Annotated in this window: 23 protein-coding genes and 1 pseudogene (1 of these 24 running past the window's edge); 19 read left to right on the plus strand and 5 right to left on the minus strand. The window is 66.8% G+C overall.

All coding sequences use genetic code 11. The features are described from left to right. The 3 genes and pseudogenes from E6J58_23745 to E6J58_23755 all read left to right on the plus strand — a co-directional run. A pseudogene (locus tag E6J58_23745) lies at window positions 1-403 on the plus strand (histidine kinase) (it extends 720 nt beyond the left edge of the window). Further along, window positions 400-1,092 carry a response regulator gene (locus E6J58_23750; GenBank protein ID TMB32034.1) on the plus strand — a complete coding sequence of 231 codons (693 nt, stop codon included), beginning with the start codon at window positions 400-402 and terminating at the stop codon, window positions 1,090-1,092. The pseudogene E6J58_23745 and the gene E6J58_23750 overlap by 4 nt, the downstream one beginning before the upstream one ends. Then, complete coding sequence (locus tag E6J58_23755; GenBank protein TMB32035.1) at window positions 1,083-2,171, plus strand: response regulator; 1,089 nt, start codon at window positions 1,083-1,085, stop codon at window positions 2,169-2,171. The genes E6J58_23750 and E6J58_23755 overlap by 10 nt, the downstream gene beginning before the upstream one ends. A 1-nt stretch (window position 2,172) precedes the next feature. On the opposite strand, the gene E6J58_23760 is transcribed toward E6J58_23755, so the two are convergent. Then, window positions 2,173-3,558, minus strand: coding sequence for a sigma-54-dependent Fis family transcriptional regulator (locus tag E6J58_23760; protein TMB32036.1), 1,386 nt, complete (start codon window positions 3,556-3,558; stop codon window positions 2,173-2,175). Between the two features lie 178 nt (window positions 3,559-3,736). On the opposite strand from E6J58_23760, the gene hemN reads away from it, so the two are divergent. Then, entirely contained in the window at window positions 3,737-5,101 is a 1,365-nt protein-coding gene (gene hemN, locus E6J58_23765) for an oxygen-independent coproporphyrinogen III oxidase (protein ID TMB32037.1), read from the plus strand. Window positions 5,102-5,162: 61 nt separating this feature from the next. Here the strand turns inward: hemN and E6J58_23770 are convergent, their stop codons facing one another. Next, the gene (locus E6J58_23770) at window positions 5,163-5,495 is read right to left on the minus strand and encodes a cytochrome c (protein TMB32054.1); all 333 of its coding nucleotides are present in this window, start codon (window positions 5,493-5,495) and stop codon (window positions 5,163-5,165) included. 121 nt (window positions 5,496-5,616) lie between these two features. Continuing rightward, the gene (locus E6J58_23775; protein ID TMB32038.1) at window positions 5,617-5,862 is read right to left on the minus strand and encodes a hypothetical protein; all 246 of its coding nucleotides are present in this window, start codon (window positions 5,860-5,862) and stop codon (window positions 5,617-5,619) included. Window positions 5,863-6,106: 244 nt separating this feature from the next. On the opposite strand from E6J58_23775, the gene E6J58_23780 reads away from it, so the two are divergent. Genes E6J58_23780 through E6J58_23795 form a run of 4 tightly spaced genes read left to right on the plus strand, consistent with a single transcriptional unit; the run spans window position 6,107 to window position 9,910 of the window. After that, the gene (locus E6J58_23780; protein TMB32039.1) at window positions 6,107-6,532 is read left to right on the plus strand and encodes a universal stress protein; all 426 of its coding nucleotides are present in this window, start codon (window positions 6,107-6,109) and stop codon (window positions 6,530-6,532) included. A 38-nt stretch (window positions 6,533-6,570) separates the two neighbouring features. Next, entirely contained in the window at window positions 6,571-7,035 is a 465-nt protein-coding gene (locus E6J58_23785; protein ID TMB32040.1) for a Rieske (2Fe-2S) protein, read from the plus strand. Further along, window positions 7,032-8,381 carry a cytochrome bc complex cytochrome b subunit gene (locus tag E6J58_23790; protein ID TMB32041.1) on the plus strand — a complete coding sequence of 450 codons (1,350 nt, stop codon included), beginning with the start codon at window positions 7,032-7,034 and terminating at the stop codon, window positions 8,379-8,381. The genes E6J58_23785 and E6J58_23790 overlap by 4 nt, the downstream gene beginning before the upstream one ends. Beyond that, window positions 8,378-9,910 carry a hypothetical protein gene (locus E6J58_23795; protein ID TMB32042.1) on the plus strand — a complete coding sequence of 511 codons (1,533 nt, stop codon included), beginning with the start codon at window positions 8,378-8,380 and terminating at the stop codon, window positions 9,908-9,910. The genes E6J58_23790 and E6J58_23795 overlap by 4 nt, the downstream gene beginning before the upstream one ends. A gap of 16 nt (window positions 9,911-9,926) precedes the next feature. On the opposite strand, the gene E6J58_23800 is transcribed toward E6J58_23795, so the two are convergent. Next, window positions 9,927-10,523, minus strand: coding sequence for a protoporphyrinogen oxidase (locus tag E6J58_23800; protein TMB32043.1), 597 nt, complete (start codon window positions 10,521-10,523; stop codon window positions 9,927-9,929). Here E6J58_23800 and E6J58_23805 point away from each other — a divergent pair. The 8 genes from E6J58_23805 (at window position 10,522) to E6J58_23840 (ending at window position 21,251) form a co-directional block, all read left to right on the plus strand. Beyond that, entirely contained in the window at window positions 10,522-11,223 is a 702-nt protein-coding gene (locus tag E6J58_23805; protein TMB32044.1) for a universal stress protein, read from the plus strand. The two genes, E6J58_23800 and E6J58_23805, sit on opposite strands and share 2 nt — an antisense overlap. Window positions 11,224-11,423: 200 nt before the next feature. Continuing rightward, the gene (locus E6J58_23810; GenBank protein ID TMB32045.1) at window positions 11,424-14,123 is read left to right on the plus strand and encodes an OmcA/MtrC family decaheme c-type cytochrome; all 2,700 of its coding nucleotides are present in this window, start codon (window positions 11,424-11,426) and stop codon (window positions 14,121-14,123) included. 7 nt (window positions 14,124-14,130) lie between these two features. Further along, window positions 14,131-15,225 (plus strand): CxxxxCH/CxxCH domain-containing protein, encoded by a 1,095-nt coding sequence (locus E6J58_23815; GenBank protein ID TMB32046.1) that lies wholly within the window; start codon window positions 14,131-14,133, stop codon window positions 15,223-15,225. Continuing rightward, window positions 15,212-16,444: a hypothetical protein gene (locus E6J58_23820; GenBank protein TMB32047.1), complete on the plus strand. Its 1,233-nt coding sequence runs from the start codon at window positions 15,212-15,214 to the stop codon at window positions 16,442-16,444. Before E6J58_23815 ends, E6J58_23820 begins: the two co-directional genes overlap by 14 nt. Then, window positions 16,441-17,490, plus strand: a complete 1,050-nt coding sequence (locus tag E6J58_23825; GenBank protein ID TMB32048.1) for a hypothetical protein — start codon at window positions 16,441-16,443, stop codon at window positions 17,488-17,490. Before E6J58_23820 ends, E6J58_23825 begins: the two co-directional genes overlap by 4 nt. 159 nt (window positions 17,491-17,649) lie before the next feature. Further along, window positions 17,650-18,165, plus strand: a complete 516-nt coding sequence (locus E6J58_23830; protein TMB32055.1) for a rubrerythrin — start codon at window positions 17,650-17,652, stop codon at window positions 18,163-18,165. 20 nt (window positions 18,166-18,185) lie between these two features. After that, window positions 18,186-20,816: a bifunctional acetate--CoA ligase family protein/GNAT family N-acetyltransferase gene (locus tag E6J58_23835; protein TMB32049.1), complete on the plus strand. Its 2,631-nt coding sequence runs from the start codon at window positions 18,186-18,188 to the stop codon at window positions 20,814-20,816. A gap of 153 nt (window positions 20,817-20,969) precedes the next feature. Continuing rightward, window positions 20,970-21,251, plus strand: a complete 282-nt coding sequence (locus E6J58_23840) for a hypothetical protein (GenBank protein ID TMB32050.1) — start codon at window positions 20,970-20,972, stop codon at window positions 21,249-21,251. Window positions 21,252-21,273: 22 nt separating this feature from the next. Here the strand turns inward: E6J58_23840 and E6J58_23845 are convergent, their stop codons facing one another. Next, window positions 21,274-22,917, minus strand: a complete 1,644-nt coding sequence (locus E6J58_23845; GenBank protein ID TMB32051.1) for an NAD-dependent malic enzyme — start codon at window positions 22,915-22,917, stop codon at window positions 21,274-21,276. Window positions 22,918-23,024: 107 nt separating this feature from the next. On the opposite strand from E6J58_23845, the gene fabG reads away from it, so the two are divergent. From fabG to E6J58_23860, 3 genes are all read left to right on the plus strand, one after another. Then, window positions 23,025-23,912, plus strand: coding sequence for a 3-oxoacyl-[acyl-carrier-protein] reductase (fabG, locus tag E6J58_23850; protein ID TMB32056.1), 888 nt, complete (start codon window positions 23,025-23,027; stop codon window positions 23,910-23,912). A 26-nt stretch (window positions 23,913-23,938) separates the two neighbouring features. Beyond that, window positions 23,939-24,163, plus strand: coding sequence for a hypothetical protein (locus E6J58_23855; protein TMB32052.1), 225 nt, complete (start codon window positions 23,939-23,941; stop codon window positions 24,161-24,163). Window positions 24,164-24,169: 6 nt separating this feature from the next. Beyond that, the coding region (locus tag E6J58_23860) for a pyruvate:ferredoxin (flavodoxin) oxidoreductase (GenBank protein TMB32053.1) at window positions 24,170-24,687 on the plus strand (518 nt) is incomplete at its 3' end.

Below are 24,687 nucleotides of genomic sequence, written 5' to 3' on the forward strand. Positions count from 1 at the left end.
CGACGTGGTCGAAGCGGCTGCCCTGCAGCTGCACCTCCCCCTCGGCCTGGAGCCGCTCGCGCATCTTCCCACGGTTCGCGGCGACCCGTCCCAGCTCCGCCAGGTCTTCGTCAACCTGCTCCAGAACGCGCAGCAGGCAGCCGGGCCCGCTGCAGCCGTTACAGTCGACGCACAGGCCGGTCCAGCCGAAGTTGCCGTCGGGGTCTCGGACGACGGACCCGGTGTCGATTCCTCGGTGCGCGCGCGGCTCTTCGAGCCGCTGGTGACCACCCGCCAGAAGGGAATTGGCCTCGGGCTGGCGCTCGTCAAACGCATCGTCGAGAGGCACGGCGGGAGCGTGACTTATGAGCCACGAGGAAAAGGTGCTCGATTCGTGGTCCGGCTGCCGCGGAGCGAGCAATGAGAAAGTACCTGGTCGTCGACGACAACCGTGCCTTCGCGGAGAACGTGGCGGAGATCCTCCGGGATGAGGGGGCGGACGTCACCATCGCCGATGGGGGTCTACAGGCGCTGGAGCTCGCGCAGCGTTCCCGCTTCGATGCGCTCGTTACCGACATGCGCATGCCCGTGATGAGCGGCGCGCGTCTGGTGCACGAGATCAGAGGGGTCGACCCCGGGTTGCCGGCGATCGTGATCACCGCTTACACCGGAGAGAACGATCTGCTCGCCGCGAGGGAGGAAGGTCTGCTTGCCGTGTTGCCGAAACCCGCGCCCCTCGACAGGCTGGTCGAGCTCCTCCGCACCGCTCGGCGAGATGGCCTCGTCGCAGTCATCGAGGATGATTCCGCGTTGGCCGACAATCTCACCGAGGCGCTCCGGGACCGGGGGTTCTCCGCGGTCACCGCCAGATCCGTGACCGAGACAGATCGCCTGGGCGGAGTGCGCCCGTTCGCGGCCCTCGTGGACTTGCGGATGCCCGGCGCTCCGGACGGCGCGGCCTTGCATCGCCTCATGGACAGATTCCCGAATCTTCCGGTCCTGGTGATGAGCGCGCATGCCGACGCGCTCGCCCACGCCCGGGGGGTGCGTTGCTACACCAAGCCGATGGATACAGGCGAGGTGCTGAAAGCGGTGGAGGAGCTGTGGCGCTGACGCCGCGCGTTCTGCTCGTCGATGACAACGCGGCACTGGTCGACAATCTCCGCGAGACGCTGGAAGACGAGGGCTATACCGTGGCCAGCGCCGGCGCGGTCGCCCAGGCGCTGAAGGTGGCTGCCCCCGGGTTCGACGTGGCCTTGGTCGATTTGAAACTTCCCGACGGCGACGGAACCGCATTGACGGAACAGCTGCGCCGCGAGCATCCCGACGCCGCGATTGTCATGCTCACCGGAAACGCGACGGTGGAGACGGCAGCCGCCGCGGTACGGTCAGGCGCCTTCGCCTATCTGGTCAAGCCCTGCAGCACTCCCAACCTGCTCCTGACGCTGGAGCAGGCGCTACGCCACGTGCGTCTGCAGGCCGAGAAGCGCGAGCTGGCGCGGCGCGCCAACGTCGCGGAAAAGCTCGCAGCGGTGGGCACCATGACGGCGGGCCTGTCCCATGAGATCCGCAATCCGCTCAACGCGGCGTCACTCCAACTGGCGGTGCTCGAGCGCCGGGTTCGCAAGCTCCCCCGGAGCGATCAGGTTCCGCTGCTCGAGCCGCTCGAGTTGGTGCGCGACGAGATCGCGCGCCTCGAGCACCTGCTGCAGGACTTCCTGCAGTTCGCCAGGCCCCGCGAGCTGGACCCGCTCCCGCTGCCTCTCGAACCCATGATTGCAGCGGTGACGGATCTGCTCGCCGGTGATGCGGAGCGGCGGGGAGTACGGCTGGAACGGGAGCTTGCTTCGGACTTGCCGCGGATCCTCGGAGAAGACGAAAAGCTCCGTCAGGTTCTGATGAACCTCACACTCAATGCGCTCGAGGCGACGCCGGCGGGCGGCCGCGTGCGCATCACCGCGCGGACGCGCCAGGAAGAGATCTGGGTCGCCATCGAAGACAGCGGAACGGGAATCGACCCGCAGATCCGCCAGCGGATCTTCGAGCCTTTCTTTTCCACCAAGGCGAGTGGCTCGGGGCTCGGGCTGCCCATCGTGCACGCGATCGTGACGCAGCATGGCGGTGCAGTGGGCGTAGACGATTCGCCGCTGGGCGGGGCCCGCTTCTGGTTCACCCTGCAGCGCGCGGTCTGACTTAGCCCGCGGGCTCGACCTCGCCGTCGGTCTTCTCCCCCGCGTATTCCTTGAGGCGATACTGGATCTTGCGCACGCTGATCCCGAGCATTTCAGCGGCGCGCGAAGTCGAGCCGCCCAGCAGCTCGAGCGTGCGCAGGATGGCTTCGCGCTCGATCTCCGCCAGGGTCGCGCCTGGAATGAGCCCCGCGGCATCCCGCTGCGCGGGCCGCGGGCCGCGCAGCGTGGATGGAAGGTCGTCGGCGGTCAGCTCGGAACCCTTGCACAGGACCACCCCGCGCTCGATGGCGTTCTCCAACTCGCGGACGTTGCCCGGCCAGTCGTGCGCGATCATGGCGTTCAAGGTGCCGGGGGTGAGCCCGTTGATCTTCTTGCCATAGGCCTCGGCATACTTCTCGATGAAGTGCGCGGCCAGCGCGGGAATGTCTCCCCTGCGCCTGCGGAGCGGTGGGAGCGTCACCGCGACGACATTCAGGCGGTAGTAGAGATCCTCGCGAAAACGGCCTGCCTTGACCTCCGCAGCGAGGTCCCGATTCGTCGCGGCCACGACGCGAACGTCGACCTTGAGGGACTGGGTCCCGCCCACGCGCTCGAACTCGCGGGTCTGCAAGGCGCGGAGGAGTTTGATTTGCACGGTGGGGGAGATCTCGCCGATCTCGTCGAGCAAGAGCGTACCGCCATCGGCAAGCTCGAAACGGCCTTCCTTGCGGCCCACCGCGCCGGTGAACGAGCCTCGTTCGTGTCCGAACAGCTCTGACTCGAGGAGCGTCTCGGAAAGCGCGGCGCACGCCACCTTCACAAAGGGTTTGTCCTTGCGAGGCGACAGCTCGTGCAGCGCTTGTGCAATCAGTTCCTTCCCGGTCCCCGACTCCCCCAACACCAGGACCGTGGCCTTGGTCGGCGCTGCCTGCTTCACCACTTCGTAGACTGCCTGCAGTTCCGGGGCCTCTCCGATGATCCCCTCCAGGCGGTAGCGCTCTCGGACCCGCTCGCGAAGCCCCGCGGCCTCGCGGACCAGCCGCCGCTTTTCCAGCGCCTTCTCCAGAAAGACGAGGACCGCTTTCACGTTGAGGGGCTTCACCATGTAGTTCTCGGCGCCGAGACCCATCGCTTCGACCGCCGCTTCCACGCTGGCGAACGCGGTCATCATCACGAAGCTGGCGTCACTCCCCTGCTCTTTCGCCTGGCGCAGCAGGGCGAGTCCGTCCATCTTCGGCATGCGCACGTCGGCGAGCACGACGTCCGGCGAGAGCTCGGCAATCCTCGCGAGGCCCGCCTCTCCATCCGCCGCCTCGGAAATCTCGTAGCCTTCCTCCGAAAGGATGGTCCGCAGCGCCGCACGCGCGTTCGCCTCGTCGTCGACGACCAGGATGCGGGCTTTCGCCATGGGCTCTCCTGTAGCAAGCCGGGTGCCGCATCCATTGCGGGCGCCGCAGGACTTGCGTGCGCGCAATTTTTGCACAAAGGCGGAGAGGCGGCGCAGAAGCTGCGAGGCGGACTCGTCGAACAGCCCGGCACTCCTGCCGACACCAGTACCGGCATGGTTCGTGAACCGGAAACGGCGCATGTCTACGGTGTGCGATTTTCCCCGGGTGAACGATGCCCTGCTGCAGCGGCTCGACGTTCCCATCCCGCGTTACACCAGCTATCCGACCGCGCCAGTCTGGACAGAAAGCGTTGGTCGCCAGGCTCATGCGGCCGCGCTGTCCCGCGCGGGACGCCAGCGGCCCGACGCGCCGCTCTCCATCTACGTCCACATCCCCTTTTGCCGGGAGCGCTGCTCGTTCTGTGGATGCAACGTGGTCATTGCGCGCAGCCCGGCCAAGGCCGATGCCTATCTCGGCGCCCTGGTGCGCGAGATGGACATCGTGGCCGGACTCCTCGGAGAGCGCCGCACCGTATCGCAGATCCACTGGGGCGGCGGGACGCCAACGTTCCTGAACGAGCGGCAAATCGAAGGACTGTGGACCGCGATTGCACGCCGTTTCAGGGTGCTTCCCGACGCCGAGGTAGCCGTCGAGATCGATCCGAAAGTAACGACGCGCTCCCAGCTCGCGCTGCTGCGGAAGCTCGGGTTCAATCGCATGTCGATGGGCGTCCAGGACCTCGATCCCCACGTGCAGGATGCCATCTCACGCATCCAGACTCCTCAGCAGACAGCCGACATGCTCGACAGCGCGCGCGAACTGGGTTTCCGGGGCATCAATTTCGACCTGATCTACGGACTACCCCGGCAGACTCCGCAGAGCTGGGCCCGCACCCTCGACCAGGTGCTGGCGATGTCGCCCGACCGGATGGCCGTGTACGCTTTCGCGCACGTGCCGCAGGTGCGGCCGAACCAGAAGCGTTTGCCGCTTGCCGAGCTGCCTCATGGCGTCGCGAAGCTCGAGTTGTTCCGCCTCGCCTGGGAAGCGTTCACCGGCCGCGGCTACAGGCCAATCGGCATGGACCATTTCGCCCGTCCCGACGACGAGCTCGCCGAGGCACAGGCACGCCGTGCTCTCACCCGCAACTTCCAAGGTTACTCGGTGCGGGCGGCAAGCGATGTGGTTGCTTTCGGGATCACGGGGATCAGCGACGTCGATGGCCTCTACGTACAGAACGGGCATTCGCTCGCGCGATACCAGGACGCCATCGTGGAGGGAGAGCTCGCCACGGAACGCGGCTTCACCTGCTCCGCGGAGGACGTGCGACGCCGCGCGATCATCACCCAGATCATGTGCAACTTCCACGTCGATCTGGGGGCGTCCGCGGAGCGGCTGTTCGCCAGCGAGTTGGAACGGTTGCGTGAGCTGGAAGCGGAGGGGCTCGTCGAGGTCCGCGGGTCCGAGCTCACCGTCACGCCGCTCGGCCGCATTTTCGTCCGTAACGTCGCCTCGATCTTCGACGCGTATCTCGCGTCGGAGCGGCCCTTCTCTCGCGCGGTGTGAACGACGCGAGGCGGTCGCGAGCGACGCTCGCGGACCGTCTCGCCTGTTGTCCTGGTCGCATCTACTTCAGCGAACGGATGTAGGCGACGAGCTGATCGACCTGCTCGGGGCTGAGCGACTCCTTGAATGCCGCCATCTCCTGCTTGACGCCGTTCTTCTCCCGGTTCACGCCCTCGGAGATTGACTTCTTGATGTCTGCATCCGAATGGACCTTCTGCCAGGCTGCGTCAGTGAGGTCGCCGATCTGCATCTTCTGACCCTGATCGGTCTTCCCCTTGCCATCCACGCCGTGACACGAGGCGCACTTCGCCTTCCACGTCCGTTCCGTCTTCTTGTCCACCTCGGCGCGCGCGACGAGCGGGATGAGCGCGGCCCCGACGGCCGCAATCCACATGCGTCTAGTCATTCGGCATCCTCCGCGCAGCGGTGGCTGCGCACGGTTTCCTCCACGAGCCGCAACTTCCATGCCCGCCGACGGCTGCTCATTCGGCCCGAATCAGCGCGCACCGAATGCGTCAAAGGCCCGTCTTGCATGCGCCGGCTGAGCAGGCGATGCAGTAGCGCGTCGCAGGCAGCGCCAGGAGCCTCTGCCGCCCTATGGCCCCGCCGCACGACTCGCACCGGCCATAGGTGCCCTTGTCGATCCGCTGGAGTGCTGCCTCTGTCTCGACCACATCCTTCGGTATCGTCGCGAGCGATCGCTTCAGGGCTGCCAGATGCTCCAGCAACCTCCGTCGCGCGTCGGCCGACATGGACGTCATCCATTCCTCCCGACGATCTCCAATTCAAGAAGGATGCCTGCCGGCCTTTTGCGTTCGCGGCACTGGTATGAGTCGTGACCGACCCGCCATTCGCGCTCAAGTTGCGCCTCTACGCCGAACGAGGCGCAACTCTCGCGCCCGGTGTCGCCCGAAATGCGGGCCCCGGCGGGGATCGGCGGCACGCTTCGTGAATCTCAATGGGCTTCAGAGGCGTGGCATCCCGCCGCCCTCGGGAGCGGATCAGATGAAGCGGATCCTCGTCGGTGTGGATGGATCGAAGGAATCGCGCGACGCGGCGAAACTGGCAGCCGACCTCGCGCGCGCGACCGGCAGCTCGCTCGTTATCGCCAGTGCAATCGCGCCCGTAGTGCCGGTCGGAGTTGCTCCGGAGTTGGTCGCGCGCGAGGAAGCGGCGAAGGCCGAGGAACAGGAGGCTGCCAAGGTCCTGGTCAAGGACGTCGCGGCCGCCGTCGGCGCCGGGATCCAGGTCGAGACGCTGGTCGCGGCTGGATCGCCCGCAATCGCGCTCGCAGATCTCGCTCGCTCCGGCGAGGTGGAGTTGGTGGTTGTCGGCCACCGCGGCCGGAATGCCGTGGCGCGTGCCCTGCTCGGCAGCGTCGCGGACCGCCTGGTACAGATCAGCCCCAAGCCGGTCCTGGTCGTTCGGTAAGCCGGCTCGCGCCGGTCCGGCAAAAACGAGGAGCTCCAATGCCCCCGCAATCGGAGGGACCCACGCGCCGCAGCGTCGTCGACGTTCTGCTCGGCGCCGGCGCGCTCGGGTTTCTCGCCAGCATCGTCTATCCGGTGCTGCGTTACCTGAAGCCGATCGCGCCGCAGGACGGCGCGGGCGCGCTGCGCCTGACGCGCGACGAGCTGGCGCGACTCGAGAAGGAGCACTCGCTGATCGTGCGGCACGGGCCGACGCGAATCCTCGTCTTCGAGGATCCGCAGCAGCGGCTGCGGGCGTGCGAGGCGCGCTGCACGCACGAGGGGTGCACGGTGCAGTACGTGCCGGGCGAATCGGTTGTGTGGTGCGCCTGCCACAACGGCCGCTTCGATCTCGACGGACGCGTACTTTCCGGGCCCCCGCCGCGGCCGCTCGCACGCTGGGTGGCGCAGCGCGATCCCGATGGGAGCGTGAGCGTGGCCAAGTCGCCGGAGGGAAGCGCATGAGTCTGTATGGGTGGCTCGACCGCCGCTACGAGCTCGGCCCGCTGGTGCGGTTCCTCCAGCACAAGGAGGTCCCGGTCGGGACGCATTCGCTCTTCTGGTACTACCTCGGCGGGCTCACGCTATTCTTTTTCAGCGTGCAGATCGGCACGGGCGTGCTGCTGCTCGTCTACTACCAGGTGGGCGAGCAGACTTCGTACGAGAGTATCCGCTTCATCACCACCAAGGTGCCCTTCGGCTGGCTGCTGCGATCGCTGCATTGCTGGAGCGCGCATCTGATGATCGTCTCGCTGGTCTTGCACATGTTCAGCACGATGCTGCTCAAAGCCTACCGTCCGCCGCGGGAGCTGACCTGGGTAACCGGATTCGTGCTCTTTGCATTGGCGCTCGGTTTCGGGTTCTCCGGGTACCTCCTGCCGTGGAACGAGCTGGCGTTCTTCGCCACCGCGGTCGGCACCGATTCAGTCAAAGCGGTGCCGGGCATCGGCGACTGGCTGATGCAGGTCCTGCGCGGCGGCGTCGACGTGAGTGGCAACACTCTCTACCGCTTCTTCGCACTGCACGTCGTCATCTTGCCGCTCGCGACGTTCGCCGTCGTCGGCGTACACCTGCTCTTCATCCAGCGGCAAGGAATGGCGGCACCGCGCGGCCACGCCGCCTCGCGCGGGATGCGGTTCTTCCCGGATTTCGCGCTCCGCGACCTCCTGATCTGGCTTCTTTGTCTGCTGCTCCTTGCGTCGCTTGCAGTGTTTCTGCCCTACGGTCCGCGCATCCCCGGCGTGGAGTGGGAGCTTGGCCGCAAGGCGAACCCGCTCGCGCCGGCGTATCCCGGCATCAAGCCCGAGTGGTACTTCCTCTGGGTCTACCAGCTCCTGAAGGAATTTCCGCCGCACCTCCTGCGGATCGAAGGACCGCAGGCCGCCCTCGCGGTGGTCACCGTGCTGATGGGCATTTGGGCCGTAGTGCCATGGCTTGACCGGCGCGCCAGCCGCGAACAGCCTTCGCCGGCGTTCACGGATCTCGGCGTCGCGGCCATCCTTTTCATCGGCTTCCTCACGCTCGAAGCGTGGGACATCGGTGGTGGAGCCGCTGCACAGCCCGACGTACGCGCGGTGGCTCGAGCCTGCGCCATCCTGACACTCATCGGGGGGTTCGCGGCCAACGCGCTCCGATTCGCCTTCTTCCGCCACACCTGGTTCGTGTTTACGGGAGCCGTCTTGCTGCAAGCCGCGCTGCATGGATTGGCAGGCCTCTCGTACCTGGCCGCTGGCTCGATCGGCGCTGTCGCCGCCGCGGTCGGCCTGGTCCTGACCCGTGATCGACCCGCTCTCGCCGGAAAGAAGCGATGACCGTCATCCTGATCGCATGCGCCGTCGCCGCCGCCACCACTGAATCACTTCCGGAACCGGTTCGCCCCTTCCTCTCGGCCAAGGCGAAGGACGGGACCAAGGTCCTCTCCGACAAGGACGTAGAGAAGCTCGCCCAAATGCCAGAACGCACGCGCCAACTGCTGGGCGCCGCGGTGGAAAGCGTGATCCTCGGAAGCGCAGATCACCTGCGCATCCTGCTGTCGCTCGATCTTCCGCCTCAGGACATGGATCTGTTGCTGCAGGACAACTGCATTCTCTGCCACTCCGATCCTGGCAACGTGAGACCGCGCGCGCTCTTCTCGCCCGATCCCGCGAAGCAGAAATCAAATCCGCTCCTCGATCTGCGCGAGTTCGTCGGCGACACCCATTTCCGCCGCGGCCTTTCCTGCTCCGGCTGCCACGGCGGGTCGCCGAAAGACGAGTCGATGACAGAAGCGATCGCCAAGCGCTGGCCGAAGGAGGATGAGCGCCACCGCGATCGGAGCTGGATTCCCGACTTCTGCACCCGCTGTCATTCCGATCCCGCGTTCATGCGCGGCTTCAACCCCACGCTCGCTACGGATCAGCTCAGCAAGTACAAGGAGAGCAAGCACGGCATCCTGCTGCTCCGAGAAAAGGATTCTCGGGCGGCACAGTGCGTGAGCTGCCACGGCGTCCATGGGATCCGTGCCGCAAAGAGCCGCAAGTCCGCCGTAAATCCGCAGCGGCTGCCAGACACATGCGGCGTCTGTCACGCGAACCCGCAGCACATGGCCGGATACAAGACGGACTCTGGCGAGCCGATGCCCGTCAGCCAGGTGGCGGAGTACAAGGCGAGCGTCCACGGCAAGGCCCTACTGGAAAAGGGCGATCTGGGCGCGCCGTCCTGCGCGGGGTGCCACGGAAGCCATGCGCCGATGCCGCCGGCGGTTGCGAGCGTTGCGCAAGCATGCCGCCGCTGTCATGCGCTGAACGGCCAGCTCTTCGACGCGAGCCGTCACAAGATCGCGTTCGAGAAGAACAAGTGGCCGGAATGCGGGCAATGCCACGGAAAGCACGCCATCGCGCGTCCCACGGATGCGTTGATCGGCGATCGGCCGGGCACGCTTTGTCACGATTGCCATGCGCAGCATGCCAGGGACAACGCTCTCTGTGACAAGACGTCCGCGCGCTTCCGCGCCGCGCTGGACGAATTGAGCTCGGGTCGCGCCGAAGTCGCACCGCACGAGATCGAGCTCGCGGAGAAGGGACTCGACGTCGAGCCACTCTCCCGAGCGGTCACCGAGCTGGACGAGGCGCTGCTGCAGACTCGTTCGCGCATGCACTCCTTTGATCTCGGGACCTTCGAACGGGCAGCCGCTCCCGCTGGTGAGGCGCTGGTCAAGGCACGCCAGTCGATCGACACGGCAAACGCCGACTACCGGTTCCGGCAGCGCGGGCTGCTTGCAGCGATCGGTTCCATCGGCGTTCTGGCGCTCGCAATCGCCCTGAAGCTCCGCGAGCTGGGGCGCCGGCGCAAGGGACAATGATCCGCGTTGGCGCGCTTCAAAGGGCAGCGTCAGCGCGCCAGCCGGAGCCGGGCCCCTGGAGCGGCGCGGGCGACTCGCGGAGCCGGCAGGCGAACTGTCGCGCGAAGTCCGAGAGCGCGTTCCAGTCGGTGTATTCGTAGTCGCGCGAGGTATCGGTATCGCCGCCCGCCATCTTCGAGATCAGTCGTATCGCGATCCTGGTGAAGAAACCGTACTTCGTGTAGAGCAGCGCCCCCGCGATCGGAAGAAGCGTGCCCGGCGTGAATCCGATCTCGGCGATGAAGCGAGCAACGGTCTTGCTCACTTCGCGACGCGCGGATGCACTGTCGCGTGCGGCGGAGAGACTGACCGCCAGGAAAGCGGTCGGGATGCGTTCCAGGACTTCGCGGTGCTGGCGCAAGAAGGCCACGAGCGCCCGCTGGAACTTTCCCATCCGCACCGACCCCGCGATGATGGCCGCGTCCACGCCCCGGAACACGCTCGAGGGGATAGGGGCGCGGGTGTCGAACACATCGACCGTGTCGTGCCCGCTGCGCAGGACCTCGGCCAGATGTCGGACAATCTTCGCGGTCTGACCGTCGGTGGTGCCAAAGAAAACGACGATTCGTGCCATGAATGCCTCCTACACCGCGGTGACCGCGCCGCTTCCGCGGTTATTGATCCTCATCGCGTCGCCGTCCTCGGGCCACACGCTCACGGCCGCGGCTGCTGCAAGAGCGGAGCCGCCATTTGCCAGGAACGGCCACGCTTCTCGGACGCGCTCTTTGCGCGCTCGCGCGCTCGTCGTGCAGATCCTGCACGGAGGAAACCATCCACGGCGGTCTCGAACGACCTCGGGACCGACGCAGAGGTGCGCGGCACGCTTCGTGAAGGAGCGACTCTGCGGAGGCTGGATGAAGCGGATCCTGGTCGGAGTCGACGGGTCTCCGGAGGCCGCGGCCGCAGCGGACAAAGCGGCCGATCTGGCGCAAGCGACCGGAGCGAGCTTGCAGATCATGTATGTCGTTCCCCGTCACCTTCCGCGCGGTCCCGGAGCATATGCAAGCGACGTCGCGCGTCGTGACCTGGTCGAACGCGATTACGTTCCGGGGCTGCTGCACGAGCTCGAACGACGTTGCCGTCGCAAAGGCGTGATCATCGACTCGGCGACTGCCACCGGGCCTGTCGCCGAGGCGCTCGCCGAAACGGCCAGCGACTTCGACATGGTGGTCGTAGGACATCGGGGTCGCGGATCAGTTGCCAGCAAGCTTCTCGGCAGCGTCGCGAAGCGCTTGGTCCAGATCAGTCCTACTCCCGTGCTCGTAGTGCGCTGACCGGCCTTCTGCCGGCGCAGATACGACGCCATTCCAAGATCGGTCGCTCGTCGTCGAAGCGCTCATTTTGCGCGATGCGTTGTGGCGTCTCCGCAAAAGCTGCGGCGCAAAACGCCCGGGCATCACCGTTTCAACTGAAACAGCCGAAACAAACCCGGGGCACGCTCCTTGCGACGCGTACGCACAAGACCGGAGGTCTCATGCGGCGGACGTCAAAGGTTTCCGGCAGCGGATCGGAATCGCTCAGAGGCTTCGTGGTGGTCGCTCTGCTCGCGGCAATCGCGTGCGCGGGTCCTGCAGGTCCCCCCGGACCAGCGGGACCAGGCGGCCCCGGCGGCGATGCCGGGACGCCCGGCACTGCCGGTCCGATCGACTACGGCGTGCTGACGCCAGCGGAGCTCGAGGTCGCGAAGATCACCGGACAGCTCACCGGCGTGACCATCCCCGCGGACGGCAGGCCGGTCGTGACGGTGAAAGTCACCGAGCGGCACGGCAGTGGGTTGCGCGGCATGTCGGCGACGGCCGTCAACTGGCGCTTCGCCTTGATCAAGCTGACCCAGGGCGTGAACGGCAGCGCGAACGACTCGTGGGTCAGCTACATGGCGGCGAACGACCACAGCGTGGCCAGCACGGAGACGGCGACCACGACGGCGCTCACCGACAACGGTGACGGCACGTACACGTACAAGTTCACCAAGGCGATCAATGCAGGGACGGCGGCCGCAGGCACGGTCTATGAGCCGTCCAAGGTCCACCGTCTCGTCGTACTCCTCTACGCGACCGGCAACCCGTTCTCGCCGGTCAACATCGTGCAGGACTTCATTCCCGCGACCGGTGCGGACGTGACGGGGCAGAACGAGAAGATCGACCAAACGGCCTGCCTCGAGTGCCACACGCAGTTCCGGGCCATCGCCGGCGCCACCGGCGAGCTAGGAACGGGTGAGTTCCACGGCGGCGTCCGCTACGACGTCCGCACCTGCGCCGCGTGCCACAACGATCAGAAACGATACGCGGCGACCACCAGCGGGATCGATTCTCCTGCGGTCAATGCGAGCGGCACGTGGACCGGGAACATGACCGTGATCAACAACGAGGCTTTCCTGAACCTCCCGGTCTTCGTCCACAAGATCCACATGGGCGAAGACCTCAAGATGACGGGAGGGACGTACACCGGCTTTTCGAAACCGTACGAGGTGACGTACCCGCAGGACGTCCGGAACTGTGTGAAATGTCATCGGAGCACGACGGCCAACCCGGTGCCGCTGGCGGACAACTGGAAGAACCAGCCGAGCAAGCGCGCCTGCAATGCCTGCCACGACGACATCAGCTTCGTGAACCCGCCGCCGAACGGCCGCAGGTTGCACCCTGGTGGCGAGATCACGCAGGACGGCAACTGCCTGCTCTGCCACTCCTCCGGCGGGCCCGCGGGGGACATTCCCAACAGCCACATCCCCGTATCGGCGCCAAATCCAAACAACATCTACGTCGATCAGAGCGCGACCGGGAACTCGAACACGAACGCAGCGTACGTCGCGGCCGCCGGCGCCATTCCTCCCGGCGCAAAGGTGATCGTCTACGATGTGAAGAGCGTGTCACCCTGGGACGACTCGGGCGTGAAGCGGCCGCAGATCGTCTTCAAGTTCAAGCTCGGCGATGGTGTGAATTTCACCGATGTCGTCTTCCCTAATCCGACCGCCGCGACCGAGCTCATCCCCAATTTCGTCGGTTCGCCGAGCGCGTACTTCGCCTTCGCGGTTCCCCAGGACGGAAAGGTGGCGCCCGCCGACTTCAACGCCACGGGGAGCGCGTACATCCGCAACGTGTGGAACGGCTCCGGTACCTGCTCGAATGTCCCCGCGAGCGCAACCACGTCGCCAACCGGGGCTGGTACGGTAACCGGCCCGGACTCGAGCGGCTACTACACGATGCAGCTCAAGTGCGTCGTGATCCCGGCGAACGCCAGCATGCTCACCGGCGGCATCGGCTACACGTACAACCTCGGCACGGTGAACGCGTCCGATTCCACGCTGAACTTCATCAACAACAATCAGCCACTGACACAGATCAACCTGCCCGCTTACCCGTACACGCCCAACGATCCCAATGGCGGCAAGGGCGGCAAGGGCGGCCTCATCGTCCCGGCGCTCGACGTCTGGAAAGTGGCCACCGGCTATACGGGCCGGCGCGCCGACCCGACCAACGGTCAACAAAAGCTCGTCGTCGTGACCGAAAAGTGCGACGCCTGCCATGTTGCGCTCGGCGTGGGGCCCGACTTCCATGCCGGCCAGCGCAACGACGCGACGAGCTGCAACTTCTGCCACAGGCCGAACCAGACCGCCAGCGGGTGGTCGGGAAACCAGAAGGACTTCGTGCACAGCATCCATGGCGCCGAGAAGCGCGGCGTTCGGTTCACCTGGCACGAAAAGTCGAAAGACGACGGCTACTGGAAGACGACGTATCCGGCGGTACTCAACCGGTGCGAGATGTGCCACCTGCCCGGCACGTACGACTTCAGCACCACGGCGATGACCAGCGCGTTGCCGAACATGCTGTTCAGCACCGCCGGCCAGGGCACCTACGCGGCCAACACCCCGAACAGCGAGCATTCGCCCTACGTGACCGAGGGGACGAACTATGGAGCCGGGTTCAACTTCAACCCGCTCACCGGCGCCAGCACCGAGGCGGCATCCACGACGCTCGTCATCTCGCCGATCGTCGCCGCGTGCTCCGCGTGCCACGACAGCCCGGCGGCCATCGATCACATGCAGACGAACGGCGGGTCGTTCTGGAGGCCGCGCGCCGAGGCCCTGAACGACACGCGCGGGGAGCAGTGCCTGATCTGCCACGGCCCGAACCGGGTCGCGGCGATCAGCTTGGTGCACACCGACAGGACTCCCTGAGGCTGCCATGCGCGCGCTCACGGGGGCACTCCTCGTCGTGTTGGCCGCGTCTGCCTGCTCGAAGGCGCGGCCGCTCCAGGGCGACCTCACCCAACCGGTGAGCTGGGAAGAGGACATCGCTCCGCTCTTCGCCGCGCAGTGCAGCTCGTGCCACGCCGGCGCGACTCCGGCGGCGGGGTACCGGACCACCTCGTACCTCGAGGCCCTGGGTCCCCAAAGCGCGCCGGTGGCGGTCGCCGGCGACGCCAACTCGCTCCTCTTGCGGACCATCGACCCCGCCCGCGCCGACGCCGTTCACGCTCCCGTGTCCGGAGCGTACGACAAGGCGCGCGCGTGGGTCGTGGATGGCCGCTTGTCGTTCTTCCGTTCCGAGGCGCACGAAGGCGGCATCCTCAATCCTCATGACAGCGAGTTCCATTCCAACCTGGTGCGCGAGAGGGGCTGGAACTTCGCCACTTGCCAGAGTTGCCACGGCACCGACCTGGCCGGCGGCAAAGTCGGCGTCTCGTGCCAGCAGTGTCACGCGTTCCAGGTCAGTGCCGACGGCACGACCACTTGCTCGTCCTGTCACGGGAGCCCGCAGTCGCCAGCGCCGCCGCGCGATCTGGCCGGCAATCTCAGCTCGTCAGCGCGCGGTGTTGGCGCCCACCAGGCGCATCTGCTCGGCCGGACCGTCATTTCGGCGACGATCGCCTGCAGCGCCTGTCACCAGGTGCCCGCAGCCGTCGATAGCCCCGGGCACATCGAGAGCCGGCCTGCCGAGGTGATCTTCTCCGGACTCGCGCTTGCCAGCGGCGCTAACCCCACCTGGAACGGCGCTTCGTGTTCCAGCACGTACTGCCACGGCGGCGGGACGAATCTCGCCACCGACACGGCCTTCAGGCTGCGCACGCCCGTGTGGACGGCGGGGACGTCGCAGGCGTTCTGTGGATCGTGCCACGGGAGTCCGCCGAGCACCTCGGCCCACGCCGGAGTGGCGTTCCCCGACTGCGCCCGCTGCCACGCGAACACCGTCAGTGCGAACGGCACCATCCTCGTCTCGGGTCCACCCGACGCGCGCACGAGCGCGCACATCAACGGAGCGATCGATGTCACTCCGTAACGCGCTCCTTCTTGCGCTCTTCGCAGCGGGTGCCGTGCGGGCGGATGGCAGCGCGACCACGCTGTTCGATTCGCGCCCATACGTGCGCAACGGTGGTTACCAGGAATCTCCCATCTACGAGAGCTTCGCGCTCACCGCACGCGGAGAAAGCGACCGCGATGCGTGGCTGCAGGACCTGCGCGTCGTTGCGCGCGGCTGGGGCCGGCTGACGCTCGGACCGCCATTCGATGACCGGCGCACCACCGGCGACGTCGACTCCTTGTTCGTCGAAGGCCGCGTGCTGCAGCGGCACCTCCTCCTGCGCGTCGGCAGGCAGCTCGCCGTCGGTGGCGCGATTCGGGCGACGCAGCTCGACGGCATCGCCGCGGATGGCGTGCTGACAAACGGGGTCGGCGCCCAGGTGTGGACCGGCGTGCCAGTCCAGCCGCGCTTCGACCATTTCGAGCGCGGCAACTTTCTCACCGGCGGGCGAATCTTCTGGCGCAGGTCGTTTGATTCCGAGGTCGGCGCGTCGTTCGTGTATGCCCTGCGCCGCGGATATGTCGGCCGCGAGGACGTCGCGCTCGACGGCAGCTGGACCCCTCTGCGCGCAGTGAGCGTGAGCGCGCTCGTGCAGTGGAGCATCGTAGAAGAGCGCCTCGCCGAAGCGAGGCTGCAGGCGCTTTGGCAGCTGAATCCGAAGCTGCAACTGGTCGCCGACGTCCAGCGTACGGCTCCCGATCTGTTCGTCGATCGCAGCTCGATCTTTGCGGTGTTCTCGGAAGAGCGGCGGGACGAAGTGGGCGGAGAGATCGTCTATCGGCTGCTGCAGCCGCTCTCGCTGGAGGCCGACTGGCACTGGCTGAAGCTGGAAGCCGGCCACGGCCACCGCGCCGGAGCGCGCGCCACGTTCCGCACCGTGCGGGACGCTTCCTACGGTGCGGAAGTGCGGCTGATCACCGAACCGGACAACGGGTACAAGCTGGCGCGGGTCTTCGCCATCCGCCGGCTGCCGCGGAACGTCACGATCACCGTCGATCTCGACGCCTACTGGCTCGAGCGGGAGATCAATGCGACCAAACGGTCGTTCGTCGCTACCTTCACGGGCGGGTGGGCGTTCGCGCAGGCGTGGGAGGCGATGATCGCGGGGTCGTTCGGGACCACGCCGTATTTCGAGCGCCGCACCGAGGCCATCGCACGGCTGGTCTACCATTTTGGGCTTCCGGGAGGGTTCCGATGAAGCGCGCGCTGCTCTTCGGAGGCGGCGTGCTCGCTTGCGCGACCGCGGCCACGATTCTCGGGACCGATCCGGCTGGCGACGAGATCCTCTTCCCGCATGCCCGCCACCAGCAGGCCAAGGTGGAGTGCATCACCTGCCACGAGAACGTCTTTGACGCGAAGACGCTGGCGGGCGACTTCCTGCCCAAGGAAGCAAAGTGCCTGGAGTGCCACAAGCAGAAGAAGGCCGACGGCCAGTGCAATTTCTGCCACAGCGACGTGCGCTACGCCGCCACCTGGCCGAAGCGCGAGCCGCGCCTGAAGATGGACCACTCGGCGCACATCGAACGGGTCAAGGAGGACTGCTCGCAGTGCCACTCACGCCTCTCGGAGCCGCGACATCCCGCGACTTTGAGCGACGGACACGCGGCGTGCCTCAAGTGCCACGACCACGCGCAGCAGTATTCCGACGCGCGGTGCGACACCTGCCACGTCGATCTCGCCTCCTATCCGCTGGTGCCTGTGTCGCAGGTTTCGCACCAAGGCGACTTCCTCCGCCGTCACGCGAGCGTGGCGCGCTCTTCACAGCAGTCCTGCGGCACCTGCCACGAGCAGAACTTCTGCCTCGATTGCCACGCGAAAACGGCCATGGTGCCGGTGGAGACGAAGCTCGTCGATCGCCCGGACCGGCGCTTCATCCACCGGCAGGACTTCCTCGGCCGGCACTCGGTGGAGTCGCGCATGGATCCGGCGTCGTGCCAGCGCTGCCACTCTACGAACACCTGCGAGACTTGTCATGAGAACTCGCGCGTCTCGGCGGGGTTGAGCGCCCGCGATCCGCATCCTCCAGGATGGTCGCTCCCCGGGTCGGGCGCGTTCCACGGCGATGCCGCCCGGCGGAACATCTCGAGCTGCGCCTCGTGCCACGATCAGGGCGCCCAGTCGAACTGCGTCCAGTGCCACAAGGTCGGCGGCATCGGCGGAGATCCGCATCCGCCGGGCTTCCGCTCCCGGCACAACCTGAACGAAGCGCGCAGTGACGGCCGCTGCGTCGCCTGCCACTTCTGAAACACATGCGCGCAGGTGCCTCAATGACCACAACGACCGACCTCATCATCGGCATGGCTGGCTCCGGCGGTGATGGAATCGTCAGCGCCGGCGAATCGCTGGTTACGGCGGCAGCTCATGAGGGCTAGCAGCATTGAAGGAGACGACGTGGCAACCTTGATGGGCATCGACTTCGCCGCACTGTCGCTGAAAGACGCGCTCGACCTGGCCGTCCTGATCGAAGAGGAGGCAAAGGAGCGATACGAGGATCTCGCCGAGCAGATGGAGCTGCACCACACGCCGGAGGCGGCGCGCTTCTTCCGCTTCATGGCGTCGAACGAGGAGAAGCATCACGCCGAGCTGGCCGCGCGCCGGCTCGCGCTCTTCGGCAGCGAGCCCGCCCGCGTCAATCGAGGAATGCTGTTCGAGGTGGAAGCGCCCGAGTTCGACGAGGTGCGCGTCTTCATGAGCGTCCGCGAGGCCCTTCAGGTGTCGTTTCGCGCGGAAAAGAAGGCATGGGTCTTCTTCTCGGAGGCGGCGCCGCGGGTGCAGGACGCCGCGGTGAAGGAGCTCTTCATCGAGCTGCGCAACGAGGAGGTCCACCACCAGCGCCTCGTGCTCGCCGAGATGGAGAGGACTCCGCCCGAGTCCGCGCTCAAGCACGCCGACGTCGCGGACGAACCCGTCGCCCAGTAGACTCCGCCGCTGGCCCTACCGTGCAGATCGGTCAAACGCGGCATCCGCTCGAAGTCTTCTTCGCGCCTCGCAGCGTCGCCGTCATCGGGGCGAGCGAGCGCGCCGACAGCGTGGGCCGAACGCTGATGTGGAACCTGGTGAGCAATCCCTTCGGGGGCACCGTCTTCCCCGTCAATGACAAACGTCCCAACGTGCTCGGGATCAAATCCTGGCCCAGCGTGAGGGCGGTGACCGAGAAGATCGATCTCGCAGTGGTGGCGACGCCCGCGCCCACCGTCCCCGGCGTGATCCGCGAGTGCGCGACCGCTGGAGTCCGCGGAGCCATCATCGTGTCCGCCGGATTCAGGGAGAGCGGCGCCCAAGGGCTGCGACTCGAGAGCGAAATCCTCGAAATCGCCCGCGCCGCCCGCATGCGCATCGTGGGCCCGAATTGCCTCGGTATCATGTGCCCGCTCACCGGCCTCAACGCGACGTTCGCCGGCGCAATGGCTCGCAAGGGCGACGTCGCCTTCCTCAGTCAGAGCGGGGCTCTGCAGACCGCAATCCTCGATTGGAGCCTGCAGGAGCACTTCGGATTCAGCGCCTTCGTCTCCCTGGGATCGCTTCTGGACGTCGGCTGGGGCGACGTCATCGATTACCTGGACCACGACGGGCGGACCAAGAGCATCCTCATCTACATGGAGTCGGTGGGCGACGCGCGTGCCTTCCTCTCCGCAGCTCGCGAGGTCACGCTGCGCAAGCCGATCATCGTCCTCAAGGGTGGCCGTAGCGCGCAGGCGGCGGCGGCGGCCGCGTCCCATACAGGGGCCCTGGCCGGCAGCGATGAAGTTTTCACCGCAGCCTTCCGCCGCACCGGCGTGCTTCGCGTCGATTCCATCGCCGACCTCTTCAACATGGCCGATACGCTCGCCAAGCAGCCGCGCCCGAGGGGCCGGCGGTTGAGCATCCTCACCAACGCGGGCGGTCCGGCCGTGCTCGCCACGGACGCGCTGGTCGCGGCCGGCGCCGAGCCGGCCCCTGGAAATCCCGTCGATCTCCTCGGCAGCGCCGATGCCGAAACGTACGGCAAGGCCGTGGAAGCGGCGGGCGCGGACAAGGATGCCGACGGGATTCTGACGATCCTTTCTCCCCAGAACCAGACCGAGCCGACGCTCACGGCGGAACGGCTCAAGCAATATGCGCATCGATTTCCGGGCAAACCCGTGCTGGCGAGTTGGATGGGAGGGGCCGAGGTAGCGGCGGGAAGACGCATCCTTTCCGACGCGGACATTCCCACGTTCCAGTATCCAGATACCGCAGCGCGGATGTTCAGCTACATGTGGAAGTACACCTACAACCTGCGAGCCCTCTACGAGACGCCAGCGCTCACGGAGGAAGCCACCTTCGGGCACGAGGAGGCGGCAGAGATCCTGCGCGCGGCCCGCGCGGATCGGCGCACGCTCCTCACCGAACTGGAGTCGAAGCGCATCCTCGCCACTTACGGCATTCCTACGGTGGAGACGCGGGCCGCGACGTCCGCCGAGGAGGCCGTGCGCGCGGCGGAGTCGCTCGGATACCCGGTCGCGATCAAGCTGCATTCGCGGACCGTCGCGCACAAGAGCGAAGTGGGTGGCGTTCAGCTCGATCTGCGCAGCCCGCGGGAGGTACAGAGCGCGTTCGAGTCCATACGGGGCCGCCTCGCCGAGCTCGGCCGGACCGCCGACTTCGAAGGCGTCACCGTGCAGCCGATGATCCGCGAACGCGGATACGAGCTGATCGTCGGCAGCAGCGTCGATCCGCAATTCGGCCCCGTGCTGCTCTTCGGAACCGGCGGGCTGCTCGTCGAGGTGCTCAAGGACCGTTCGTTGGCCCTCCCTCCGCTGAACACCACGCTCGCGCGCCGGATGATGGAGCAAACGAAGATCCACGCCGCGCTTGCCGGCGACCACGGCGATGCGAAAGTGAATCTGGCGGAGCTGGAGAAGCTGCTGGTGCGCTTCAGCCAGTTGGTAGTCGAGCAGCGCACCATCGCGGAGATCGAGATCAATCCGCTGCTTGCCTCGCCGGGGCGCCTGATCGCCCTGGACGCTCGGATCGTGCTGCATGGGAAAGAAATCGCCGATGATCACCTGCCCGAAGCAGCCATCCGGCCCTACCCGACCCAGTATGCCGGTACCGTCCAGCTGCGAGGAGGCAGCGTGGTCAAGGTCCGCCCCATCCGCCCCGAGGACGAACCGAGGATGGTCCAGTTCCATCGGACCTTGTCCGAAGACAGCGTGTTCTACCGCTATGCCGGGACGCTGAAGCTCGATGCGCGTGTGGCGCACGACCGGCTCGCGCGCATCTGCTTCATCGATTACGACCGCGAGATGGCGCTCATCGCGGAGCGCACGCCGCCCGGCGGGAGCGCGCCGGAGATCGTCGCGGTGGCGCGTCTCACGCGCCTCGCGGGTACGCCCGACGCGGAGTTCGCGTTGCTGGTCAGCGATCCGATACAAGGCCAGGGACTCGGGAGCGCCATGCTGCGCCGTCTCTTCGAAGTGGGACGCGACTGGGGCGTAGAGCGAATCTTGGCGGAGATCCTGCCTGGCAACGTGCCGATGCGGCGCGTCTGCAAGGACCTGGGCTTCACGTTCGAGGGTGAGACCGGCGCAATCAAGGATCTCCGCTGAAACTGCGCGAGACCCCGCAAGCCATGCGCCGATCGGAAGACGCACGCGCAGGACGTGCGCGCATCGCCCTCCCATTTCCCTCTGACAAGCACACGGGTGCGGGCCTTGCATGCCTGCGCATCAATGGGGCTGAGCCCGCCCCGAGGAGTCGCCATGACCGGTCAGGTCCATTGGCTGCCGTTCGTCATCCTGCTCATCGCCTGCCTCCCAGTCGTGTACCTGTGGGTCCGCAACCGGCGCGAGGAGCGAGAGTACTTGGTCGAGCACCGCCACGTGCGTTGCCGCGCAAGGGAAAACCAGCTGGTGGACTGCAGGCTGATCCGCGATGCGAAGACCGGCGAGCCCGTCGGCATCCAGAGCTGCAGCGCGCAGCCCGGCGGCGTTCACTGCGAGCGGGAGTGCCTCCCGCTGTTCGTCAAGGCCAAGGCTGCCTGAAGCGTTGCCGCGTCACCCGGCCTCACGCGGCATCCGCGACATAGCTCGGATACATCGGCTGATACATCCTGCTGGCGATGAACGCACGGATGTCGGCTGGCCGCCGCCGGTCGGTCAAGCCGGAGTCCCATGCGACCGAGGCAACCGCGCTGGCAATTTCGAGCGAGACCTCGCGGATGCGCGTGAGCGCCGGATACACGCGGCCCAGCTCGAGATCGGCCGGTCGGACCAGCCGAGCGAGGGCGCGCGCCGACGCGACGAACATCTCGTCCGTCACACGCCGCGCTCTGCTAAGCACGACGCCGAGCCCCACGCCAGGGAAGATGTACGAATTGTTTCCCTGGCTGGCCAGGAACCGGCGGACCCCGACGGCGGTCTCCGGAAACGGGCTCCCGGTCGCCACGACCGCCCGCCCATCGGTCCAGCCGTACGCCTCGGCTGGCGTACACTCGGCCTTCGAAGTTGGATTCGACAGCGCAAACACGATCGGTCGCTGATTGATCCGCGCCATTTCCTCCAGCACCGGGCGCGTGAACGTCGCAGGCGCGCCCGACACCCCAATGAGCGCAGTGGGCCGCAGCTCGCGCACCGTCGCGAGCAGCTCGCGCACCGGCGGACCTTCATGGGCATAGGCCGTGTTGTGCGCAGCGAGATCCTTCCGGGACGACACCACCAGCCCCTTCACATCGAAGAACCAGCAGCGACGCCGCGCTTCGGCCGGCGACACACCCTCGTCGACGAGCATGGCGACGAACAGATCGGCGATGCCGGTCGCGGCCGACCCGGCGCCGAAGAAGAGCAGGCGCTGGGCGGCGAGCGTCCCGCCCGTCAGGCGCAACGCCGAAATCAATCCCGCGACGGTCATCGCCGCAGTGCCTTGAATATCGTCGTTGAACGTCGGCAGCCGATCGCGATGGCGCGACAGCAGGGCGAACGCATTTTCGGTGGCAAAGTCCTCGAACTGCAGCAGGGCTCCGGGAAACACTTCCTCAACGCCGCCGACGAATTCGTCGAGCAGCTCGTGATACGCGGCCCCGCGCAGCCTCCGCTCCCTCACTCCCAGATAGAGCGGATCGGCGCGCAGCGCGTCGTTCTCGGTCCCCACGTCCAGTGCGATCGGCAGGCACGCTTGCGGCGGGATGCCTGCGCACGCCGTGTAGAGCGCGAGCTTGCCGCACGAGATCCCCATTCCGTTGGCGCCCAGGTCGCCGAGCCCGAGGATCCGCTCTCCGTCGGTCACCACGATCGTGTTGATCTCGGCGGCCGCCCGCCAGTTGCGCAAGAGGCGGGCGATGCGTCCGCGGTCGTTGCGCGAAACATACAGGCCGCTAGGTTGCCGGTAGATGTGGCCATATGACTGGCACGCCTCGCCCACCGTCGGCGTATAGATGATGGGCATCAGCTCCTCGAGGTAATCGATGAGCACGCGGTAGAAGAGCGTCTGGTTCCGTCCCTGCAGCGCCGTGAGGAAGATGTACTTCTCCAGCGGCGACTCCTTGCGGCGCAGGTTTTCCATCACCCGCACGATCTGCTCTTCCATGGTGCACACCCGGGGCGGGAGCAGCCCATGCAGCCCGAGGGCGTCGCGCTCTGCGACGGTGAAAGCAGTGCCCTTGTTCAGGGCGGCATGGCGCAACGGGTCTACGCCGGGCGGAAGGCTGATCATCGGCACGGGCACCTCGAGTCGAGTCTTCCCAGGTTGCATCCACCATGCCTGCACATCTGTGCCGAGGGAGGCTCTGGACGACGCAAGTCGTGCGTCGCGAGGTCGGTATGCCGCAGCGCCTGCGCGTCTTTGCAGGGGGCCTTTGCACCGCATCGCCATGGCGTTCGAGGGAAGCGGCTGGACCGCTTTCTGCAAGCGGGACGAGTTCACGGGGAGTCGTCGGCGACTCCCTGAACCAGGAGGCTCGCTTGGCAGGACGGCTGGAAGGAAGAACGGCGCTCGTGACCGGCGCATCGCGCGGGCTGGGCCGCGCGATCGCCCTCAAGCTGGCGGCGGAAGGCGCGCAGGTCGCGCTCAACTACCGCACCGGCGAAGCTCAGGCGCGGCAGGTGGCGGACGAGATCGCCTCCCGCGGCGGAACCACGCTGTTGATCCGGGCGGACGTGAGCCTCAAGGACGAGGCCCGCGCGATGGTCGCCAAGGTGATCGACCACTGGGGCCATCTCGACATCCTCGTCAACAACGCCGGCATCACGCGCGACAAGTCGCTCAAGAAACTGACCGACGAGGATTGGACGGAGGTCATCGCCACCAACCTGAACAGCGTGTACTTCTGCGTGAGCGCGGCGATGAAGGCGATGTGCGATCAGAAATTTGGCCGCATCGTCAATATCAGCTCCTTCGTTGGGCAGGCAGGGAACTTCGGCCAGGCGAACTATTCCGCGAGCAAGGGCGGCATCATCGCCTTCACCAAGACCGCGGCCATCGAGCTGGCGAAATACAACGTGACCGTCAACGCGCTCGCTCCGGGCTTCACCGAAACCGACATGCTCTCCAAGGTGGCGCCCCCGGTCCGTGAACAGATCCTCGCCAAGATCCCCATGGGCCGCTTCGGGCAGCCGGAAGAGATCGCCAACGCCGTAGCCTTCCTTTGCGCCGAGGGCGACTACATCACCGGGCAGCAGATCAACGTCAACGGCGGCGTGTACATGTAACGAGCCTTCAGCTCACGGAGTCGAACATGAATCGGAACGAGACCATGATGTGGGCCGGGCCGCTTCCTCCGCACCTAGCGAGCGAAGCGGACGGCGCAAGCGAGACCCTGACGCCGGCCGCGCGGCCGGGGGCGACGATCATGTGGGCCGGTCCACTGCCGCCGGAGGGCTGGGAGCCTGCCAGGCGCGCGATCAGAAACGGCCCGGGCGGCGGTGGCGTGCTCGCGGGCCGCTTGGAAGCAAAGGCCTGAGGCGTCATGACCGCTCGTCCTAAGGTGATCGTCGACGGCAACGAGGCGGCCGCCTCTGTCGCGCACCGCGCGAGCGAGGTGATCGCCATCTATCCCATTACGCCGTCGTCCACGATGGGCGAGCTCGCCGACGAGTGGTCCGCGGCGGGAAGCCGAAACATCTGGGGCACCGTGCCCGAAGTGGTCGAGATGCAATCCGAGGCAGGCGCCGCTGGAACGGTGCACGGCGCGCTGCAGGCGGGCGCGCTCTCGACCACGTTCACGGCGTCGCAGGGCCTGCTGCTGATGATCCCCAACATGTACAAGATCGCCGGCGAGCTGACGGCGTTCTGCATGCACGTCTCGGCACGGACGCTGGCCACGCACGCGCTCTCCATCTTCGGCGACCACTCCGACGTGATGGCCTGCCGCCAGACCGGCTTCGCCCTGCTCGCCTCGGGATCGGTGCAAGAGGCGCACGACCTGGCCGCCGTCGCGCACTCCGCGACGCTGCGAGCGCGGGTGCCCTTCCTGCACTTCTTCGA

It is taken from the genome of Deltaproteobacteria bacterium, from assembly GCA_005879535.1.
Taxonomy (GTDB): Bacteria; Myxococcota; Myxococcia; order Myxococcales; family 40CM-4-68-19; genus 40CM-4-68-19.